9 protein-coding genes are annotated in these 7,731 nt (G+C 70.4%); 5 read left to right on the top strand and 4 right to left on the bottom strand.

All coding sequences use genetic code 11. From position 1 onward, the window contains the following. Window positions 1-67 precede the first annotated feature (67 nt). The 4 genes from C7C45_RS29100 to rfbA all read right to left on the bottom strand — a co-directional run bounded on the left by C7C45_RS29100 (window position 68) and on the right by rfbA (window position 3,301). Window positions 68-262, bottom strand: coding sequence for a hypothetical protein (locus C7C45_RS29100; protein ID WP_110567409.1), 195 nt, complete (start codon window positions 260-262; stop codon window positions 68-70). A 101-nt stretch (window positions 263-363) separates the two neighbouring features. Next, window positions 364-1,722, bottom strand: a complete 1,359-nt coding sequence (gene pafA / locus C7C45_RS29095; protein WP_074309747.1) for a Pup--protein ligase — start codon at window positions 1,720-1,722, stop codon at window positions 364-366. 68 nt (window positions 1,723-1,790) lie between these two features. Further along, the gene (gene rfbC / locus C7C45_RS29090) at window positions 1,791-2,414 is read right to left on the bottom strand and encodes a dTDP-4-dehydrorhamnose 3,5-epimerase (RefSeq protein WP_110567447.1); all 624 of its coding nucleotides are present in this window, start codon (window positions 2,412-2,414) and stop codon (window positions 1,791-1,793) included. Beyond that, complete coding sequence (rfbA, locus tag C7C45_RS29085; protein ID WP_110567407.1) at window positions 2,411-3,301, bottom strand: glucose-1-phosphate thymidylyltransferase RfbA; 891 nt, start codon at window positions 3,299-3,301, stop codon at window positions 2,411-2,413. The genes rfbC and rfbA overlap by 4 nt, the downstream gene beginning before the upstream one ends. A gap of 88 nt (window positions 3,302-3,389) precedes the next feature. Between rfbA and rfbB the strand changes: the two genes are divergently transcribed. Genes rfbB through C7C45_RS29060 form a run of 5 tightly spaced genes read left to right on the top strand, consistent with a single transcriptional unit; the run spans window position 3,390 to window position 7,638 of the window. Further along, window positions 3,390-4,391: a dTDP-glucose 4,6-dehydratase gene (rfbB, locus tag C7C45_RS29080; protein ID WP_110567405.1), complete on the top strand. Its 1,002-nt coding sequence runs from the start codon at window positions 3,390-3,392 to the stop codon at window positions 4,389-4,391. After that, window positions 4,388-5,275 (top strand): dTDP-4-dehydrorhamnose reductase, encoded by an 888-nt coding sequence (rfbD, locus tag C7C45_RS29075; protein ID WP_110567403.1) that lies wholly within the window; start codon window positions 4,388-4,390, stop codon window positions 5,273-5,275. Before rfbB ends, rfbD begins: the two co-directional genes overlap by 4 nt. Then, entirely contained in the window at window positions 5,272-5,643 is a 372-nt protein-coding gene (locus C7C45_RS29070) for a DUF2304 domain-containing protein (RefSeq protein WP_110567401.1), read from the top strand. The genes rfbD and C7C45_RS29070 overlap by 4 nt, the downstream gene beginning before the upstream one ends. Then, window positions 5,636-6,337 carry a glycosyltransferase family 2 protein gene (locus tag C7C45_RS29065; protein ID WP_110567399.1) on the top strand — a complete coding sequence of 234 codons (702 nt, stop codon included), beginning with the start codon at window positions 5,636-5,638 and terminating at the stop codon, window positions 6,335-6,337. The genes C7C45_RS29070 and C7C45_RS29065 overlap by 8 nt, the downstream gene beginning before the upstream one ends. Then, window positions 6,334-7,638 carry a lipopolysaccharide biosynthesis protein gene (locus C7C45_RS29060; protein WP_110567397.1) on the top strand — a complete coding sequence of 435 codons (1,305 nt, stop codon included), beginning with the start codon at window positions 6,334-6,336 and terminating at the stop codon, window positions 7,636-7,638. Before C7C45_RS29065 ends, C7C45_RS29060 begins: the two co-directional genes overlap by 4 nt. The last annotated feature ends 93 nt before the right edge of the window (window positions 7,639-7,731 follow it).

Genomic DNA, 7,731 nt, shown 5'->3' with positions numbered 1-7,731 from the left:
AATAACTTCATGATCAACGCAGGCCAGGGGCGCGAGGGGGCCCGTGCAGGGTGGGGTGGGGTGGGGGTCAGGCTAGGAAGATCAGGGCTAGCCAGCCGCCGACGATGAGCACCAGGGCCAGGGCCAGCACCCACGTCGGCACGGTGTATTCGCCGCGGCGGTTACGGTCGACCTCGGCGCGGATCTTGTCCCGCCGGCGTTCGACCCAGTTCTGCCGCTCGGTGCCGCGCTCGGGGCGGTCGGAAGGTCCGGAAGTCGTCATGGCGCGCTCAGCTTACCGGGCCGCTCCGCTCGCCGAGCCGCTGAGCCCACCGGGCCGGCCGGCCCCGCCGGTGGACACCACCACCGGGGCCGGCACACCCGTCACATGCTGGCGATCAGCCGCTCCACCCGCTCGTCGTACGCCCGGAACGGGTCCTTGCAGAGCACGGTGCGCTGCGCCTGGTCGTTGAGCTTCAGGTGCACCCAGTCGACGGTGAAGTCCCGCCGCTTCTCCTGGGCGTGCCGGATGAACTCGCCGCGCAGCCGGGCCCGGGTGGTCTGCGGCGGAGTCTCCTTGGCCTCGAAGATCTCCGGGTCGGTCGCCACCCGGTCGACCTCGCCGCGCCGCTCCAGCAGCCCGTAGAGGCCGCGACCGCGACGCACGTCATGGTAGGCCAGATCCATCTGCGCCACCCGGGGGTGCGACAGCGGCAGGTCGTGCTTGCGCTGGTAACGCTCGATCAGCCGCAGCTTGCTGACCCAGTCGATCTCCCGGGAGACCGGCTCCAGGTCCCCGGTCTCCACCGCGTTGAGGACCCGGCCCCACAGCTCGACGACCCGCTTGGCGGCCTGGTCGCCGCCGCGGCGCTCGACGAACTCGGTGGCCTTGGCCAGGTACTCCTGCTGGATGTCCAGGGCACTGACCTCCTTGCCGGAGGCCAACCGCACCTTGCGTCGGCCGGTGATGTCGTGCGACACCTCCCGGATCGCCCGGATCGGGTTCTCCAGGGACAGGTCGCGCATCACCACCCCGGCCTCGATCATCCGCAGCACGATGTCGGCGGTGCCGACCTTGAGCAGCGTGGTGACCTCGTTCATGTTCGAGTCACCGACGATCACGTGCAGCCGTCGATAGCGCTCGGCGTCAGCGTGTGGCTCGTCGCGGGTGTTGATGATCGGGCGGCTGCGGGTGGTCGCCGAGGAGACGCCCTCCCAGATGTGCTCGGCACGCTGCGACAGGCAGTAGACCGCGCCGCGTGGGGTCTGCAGGACCTTGCCGGCCCCACAGATCAGCTGCCGGGTGACCAGGAACGGGATGAGCACGTCGGCGAGCCGACCGAACTCGCCGTGCCGGGACACCAGGTAGTTCTCGTGGCAGCCGTACGAGTTTCCCGCCGAGTCGGTGTTGTTCTTGAACAGGTAGATCTCACCCGCGATGCCCTCGTCGTGCAGTCGCTTCTCCGCGTCGACGAGCAGGCCCTCCAGGATCCGCTCGCCAGCCCGGTCGTGGGCGACAAGATCGGTCACCGAGTCGCACTCCGGTGTGGCGTACTCCGGATGCGACCCGACGTCCAGGTAGAGCCGGGCCCCATTGCGCAGGAAGACGTTGCTCGACCGACCCCAGGACACCACGCGACGGAACAGATACCGCGCGACCTCGTCCGGGGACAGCCGCCGCTGCCCGCGATAGGTGCAGGTGACGCCGTACTCGGTCTCGAGGCCGAAGATTCGCCGCTCCATGGTGAGACATTAGCCGCCCGGAGGCCCGGTTCGTCACTGTCACACCACAGGTAGTGCTCAGGGGGCGGTCACATACCGGTTGAGTGCGACATTCCGTCCGGCCCGAGGCTCGCCACGAACCGCCGGCAGTTGTCGTACTCCGGCAGCAGGCCGCTCTCGCGGGCCTGGGCGAGGGTCGGTGCCGCGTCGTCCCGGGCGGACAGCAGCGGAACGTCGGCGGGCCACTCGACGCCCAACTCCTCGTCCAGCGGATGCACCGCGTGCTCACCGGTCGGGTTGTAGCTGGCCGAGCAGAGGTAGCTCAACGTCGCGTCGTCGGTCAGCGCGCAGAAGCCGTGCCCCAACCCCTCGCTGAGGTAGACCGCCCGACGGTCGGTGTCGTCCAGCCGGACGCCCTCCCAGCGGCCGAAGGTCGGCGAACCCACCCGCAGATCCACGATCACGTCGAGGACCGCGCCGCGCACACAGGTGACGTACTTGGCCTGCCCGGGCGGAACGTCGGCGAAGTGGATGCCGCGCACCACGCCGCGCGCCGAGACCGACAGGTTGGCCTGGGCCAGGCGCAGCGGATGCCCCACCACCTCGGCGAGCTTGTCGAAGCGGTACCACTCCATGAACATGCCGCGCGGGTCGCCGTGCTGCTGGGGGGTGATCTCCCACGCGCCCTCGATGCTCAACTCCCGGATCTTCACCACGTCACCCCGTGACTGCCGTTCGGCTCGGCCAGCAGACCGAGGAGGTAATCGCCGTAACCGCTCTTGGCCAACGGCGTGGCCAGCGCGCGCAGCTGGTCGTCGTCGATGAGGCCGGCCCGCCAGGCCACCTCCTCGACACAGCCGATCTTGAGACCCTGTCGTTCCTCGACCACCCGGACGAACTCGGCCGCCTGCATCATGGAGGTGAACGTGCCGGTGTCCAGCCAGGCGGTGCCCCGATCCAGCACCGTCACCGCCAGCTCCCCGGTCTCCCGGTACACCTCGTTGACCGCCGTGATCTCCAGCTCGCCGCGGGCGCTCGGGGTGAGCTTGCGGGCGATGTCCACCACCCGGTTGTCGTAGAAGTACAGGCCGGGCACCGCGTAACGGGACTTCGGCCGAGCCGGCTTCTCCTCGATCGAGAGCACCCGACCGGCGTCGTCGAAGTCGACCACGCCGTACTCCTGCGGGTTGGACACCTGGTAGGCGAAGACCCGCCCGCCGACCGGGTCACCGTGCGCGGCGAGCTTCCGGCCCAGACCCACGCCGTGGAAGATGTTGTCGCCGAGGATCAGCGCCACCGACTCGCCGCCGATGAAGTCCGCACCGAGGATGAACGCCTGCGCGATGCCCTCCGGGCGCTCCTGGCTGACGTACTCGAGCCGCAGCCCGAACTGGCTGCCGTCGCCGAGCAGCCGACGGAACTGGTCCTGGTCGTCCGGGGTCGTGATCACCAGGATCTCCCGCACCCCGGACATCACCAGGGTGGAGAGCGGGTAGTAGACCATCGGCTTGTCGAAGACCGGCATCAGCTGCTTCGAGACCGCCCGGGTGATCGGCCAGAGCCGAGAACCGGTGCCGCCAGCAAGAAGGATTCCACGCACCCGGGAGAGCCTAGCGGCACAGAAGCAGGATGTGCCGGGGGCCCGCATCCCCCGCGCCGCGCCGAACTTCGCGTAGACTTCACGACCCGTGAGGATCCTCGTCACCGGCGGAGCCGGATTCATCGGGTCGGAGTACGTTCGCCTGCTGCTGGGCAAGCCCCTGGGCAGCGCCGACGGCGTGCCGCCGCTCGAGCCGGCGGTCGTGACCGTGCTCGACAAGCTGACCTACTCGGGCAACATGGCCAACCTCGACCCCGTACGCGACGACCCGCGGCTGCGGTTCGTCCAGGGCGACATCTGCGACCCGGTCGTGGTCGACGAGGTCGTCGCCGAGCACGACGTGATCGTGCACTTCGCCGCCGAATCGCACGTCGACCGGTCCATCGCCGGCGCCGCCCCGTTCGTCACCACCAACGTGCTGGGCACCCAGACCCTGCTCGACGCCGCACTGCGCCACCGCACCGGCCGCTTCGTGCACGTCTCCACCGACGAGGTCTACGGCTCCATCGACGAAGGCTCCTGGACCGAGACCTGGCCCCTCGCACCGAACTCCCCCTACTCGGCGTCGAAGGCCGGCTCCGACCTGCTCGCCCTGGCCTACCACCGCACCCACGGCATGGACGTCGTCGTCACCCGCTGCTCCAACAACTACGGCCCCTACCAGTTCCCCGAGAAGGTCATCCCGCTGTTCGTCAGCAACCTCCTCGACGGCGGCACCGTCCCCCTCTACGGCGACGGCGGCAACATCCGCGACTGGCTGCACGTGCACGACCACTGCCGCGGCATCGCCCTCGTCCAGCAGAAGGGCCGCGCCGGCGAGGTCTACAACATCGGCGGTGGCACCGAGCTGACCAACAAGGAACTCACCGGTCTACTCCTCGACGCCTGCGGCGCCGGCTGGGACCGCGTCGTCCCGGTCACCGACCGCAAGGGCCACGACCGCCGCTACTCCCTCGACATCACCAAGATCCACGAGGAGCTCGGCTACAGCCCCAGCATCACCCTCGACCAGGGCCTCGCCGACACCGTCGCCTGGTACCGCAACAACCGCACCTGGTGGGAACCCCTCAAGACCACACCCGCCGCATGACCCGACCACTCGTCACCGGCGCCGGCGGGATGCTCGGCCGGGACCTGGTCACCGTGCTGCACACCCGGTCCGACCTCAAGGTGACCGCAGCCGGCCGCGCCGACCTGGACATCACCGATCCCGCCGCCGTCCGCGAGGCGGTCTCCGAGTACGACGTCGTGTTCAACACGGCGGCGTGGACGAATGTCGACGGCGCCGAAGCCGACGAGGCGGCAGCCACCGCCGTCAACGGCACCGGCGTGGCGAATCTCGCGTCGGCGTGTGCCGCCAACGGCGCGCGGCTGATCCACATCTCCACCGACTACGTCTTCTCCGGTGACGCGCAGACCCCCTACCCGGAGGACGCGCCCACCGCGCCGGTCAACGCCTATGGCCGGGGCAAGCTGGTCGGCGAGCAGGCCGTCACCCGGCTGCTGCCCGACAACGGGTACGTGGTCCGCTCCGCCTGGCTGTACGGCGCGCACGGGCCGAACTTCGTGGCCACCATGCTCCGGCTCGCCGGCCAGCGGGAGTACATCGACGTGGTCGACGACCAGCACGGCCAGCCCACCTGGTCCTACCGGCTCGCCGAACGGCTTGTCGCACTCGCCGACGCCGCCCTGGAGGGTCGGGCCGCCCCCGGCATCTACCACAGCACCTGCGCCGGTCAGACAACCTGGTACGGGCTGGCCCGCGCCGCGTTCACACTCGCCGGCCTCGACCCGGACCGGATTCGACCCATCACCAGCGACCGGTATCCTCTTCCTGCCCCCCGCCCGGCGTACAGTGTGCTAGGGCACAGCCGTTGGGCGTCCGCAGGCCTGCCGTCGCTCCCGGACTGGCACGCCACCCTGGTCGACGCGTTCGCCTCCCCCGCTCCGCCCGCTCCGTGGAAGGTCCCATGAAGCTCACGCTCGTCACCGGCCTGACCGGCCTGATCTTGCTGGCCACAATCGTCGAGCTGCTCCGCCGCCGTCAGCTCCGCGAAAAGTACGGCATGCTCTGGCTCGGCGTCCTGGTGATCGTCATCCCCCTGTCGCTCTTCCCCCGCCTGCTGGACAACGTCGCCGAACTGCTCGGCGTCGCCTCCGGCGTGAGCCTCGTGCTCTTCCTCGGCATCGTCTTCCTGCTGCTGGTCTGCGTGCACCTCAGCTGGGAGGTCAGCCACCTGGAAGAAGAGACCCGCACCCTGGCCGAAGACTTCGCCCTGCTCCGCACGGAGATCGACGCGGACCGGGCGGCCCGAGACGAACTGGTGCGCACCGATGGTTAACGGCAAGCGGGTCCTGATCATCATCCCCGCGTTCAACGAGTCCGGCTCGATCGCCGACGTGGTCGGTGAGGTCCGCGGTGAGCTGCCCGGCGTCGACGTGATCGTCGTCGACGACGGCTCCGCCGACCGCACCGCCGCGGTCGCCGCCGCAGCCGGCGCCCGGGTCGCCAAACTGCCGTACAACCTCGGCGTCGGCGGCGCCATGCGGGTGGGCTACCGGTACGCCCGCGACCACGACTACGACGTCGCCATCCAGATCGACGCGGACGGCCAACACGACCCCCGGTACGTGCCGAAGCTCGTCGACCTGCTCGACGAGACCGACCTGGTGATCGGCGCCCGGTTCGCCGGCGAGGGTGACTACAACGTCCGCGGCCCCCGCCGCTGGGCCATGGTCATGCTCTCCGGTGTGCTGTCCCGCGTCGCCCACACCAAGCTCACCGACACCACCTCCGGGTTCCGAGCCGCCAACCGCCGGGTGATCGACATGTTCGCCGCCTGGTACCCGGTGGAGTACCTGGGTGACACCGTGGAGACGTTGGTGCACACCGCCCGGCGCGGCTACACCATCCGCCAGGTGCCGGTAGCCATGCGCAAGCGGATGGCGGGTACCCCCAGCCACTCCCCCGCCAAGGCCATGATCTACCTCGGCCGTGCCTTCGCCGTCCTCACGTTGGCGCTCATTCGCCGGTGATCCGCAGGCTCCTGAGTCTCGTCCCACCGGGCACCGTCGCCGTCGGCGCCGGCCTGGCCCTGCTGGGGCTCGCCTCCTACGTCCACCTGGCGGTCGCCGGGCACAGCCTCACCGGGGCGGACTACAACTCCCTCTCGGTGCTCTGGTCGATCGTCTTCACCCTCGGCATCGGCCTGTTCATGCCGGTCGAGCAGGAGGTCGCCCGACTCGTCGCCGCCCGGCACAGCCAGGGCCTCTCCCCCGGGCCGGTACTGGCCCGGGGGGCGGCCCTCGCCGCCGGCCTGCTCGCCACCGTGGTCGCGCTGATCATCGTCTTCCGGGGGACGCTCGCCGACCGGCTCTTCGGCGGCGACGGCACCATGGTCGCCGTCCTGATCGGCGCGCTGGCCGGGCTCGCCGTCGCCCACACCACCCGCGGCGTCCTCTCCGGCCTGCAACACTTCCCCTGGTACGGCACCCAACTCGGCATCGACGGCGGCCTGCGGATCGCGCTCGTCGCCGCGCTTGGCCTGAACGGCGTCACCAACCCCGTCTGGTACGGCGCGGTGCTCGTCATCGCGCCCGTCGCCGGCGCCATCCTCACCGCCCCACCGGTCCTGCGGGCCATCGGCGGCGGCGCACCGGTGGCCTGGGCTGCCCTGCTACGCGGCCTCGGTCTCCTCACCGCCTCCAGCCTGCTCGCCCAGGTCGTCGTCAACATCGGCGTGATCAACGTCAAGGTGCTGGACCCGGACGACGTGGAAACCGCCGGCGCACTGCTCTCCGCGCTGGTGCTGGTCCGGATCCCGCTGTTCGTCTTCGCGTCGCTGCAGGCATCACTGCTACCCGGCCTCGCCACCACGGCCGCCACCGGTGACCTCACCGGCTTCCACAACCTGCTGCGCCGGGCACTGGGCATCGTCACCGCCCTCGGCCTCACCGGCGCCGTAACCGCCGTGCTGCTCGGCCCGTGGCTGGTGCAGACCCTCTTCGACGCACCCGGCCTCGGCCACGTCGACTTCGCCTGGCTCGCCGTCGCCACCCTCGCCTACCTGTGGGCGATGGTCCTCGGCCAGGCACTGCTCGCTCTCGACCGGCACCGGGCACAGGCCCTCGCCTGGGCCATCGGCGTCGCCGCGCTCGTCGTCGCCACGCTCGCCCCGGTCTCCACCGCACTGCGAGTCGAGCTCGGCTACGCCATCGGCTCCGTCGTGGTGGCCGCCGTCATGGCGGTGCTGCTGCGCACCCGCACCGCCCGCTCGGCGCCCACCCACACCCCTCCCGTCGAGGCTGTCACGCCTGGAGTAACCGGAGTGTCGTGAGCATGTCCTGCCCGCAGCGGGCTGGACATGCTGCGGGCTGGACATGCTGCGGCGGGCGGCCATGGAACTTGGCCGCCCGCCGCCACTTCGTCC

The organism is Micromonospora arborensis (assembly GCF_003205615.1).
Classification (GTDB): Bacteria; Actinomycetota; Actinomycetes; order Mycobacteriales; family Micromonosporaceae; genus Micromonospora; species Micromonospora arborensis.
The sequence above is the reverse complement of the archived record's forward strand: the minus strand, read 5'-3'. Positions and strand labels throughout refer to the sequence as shown.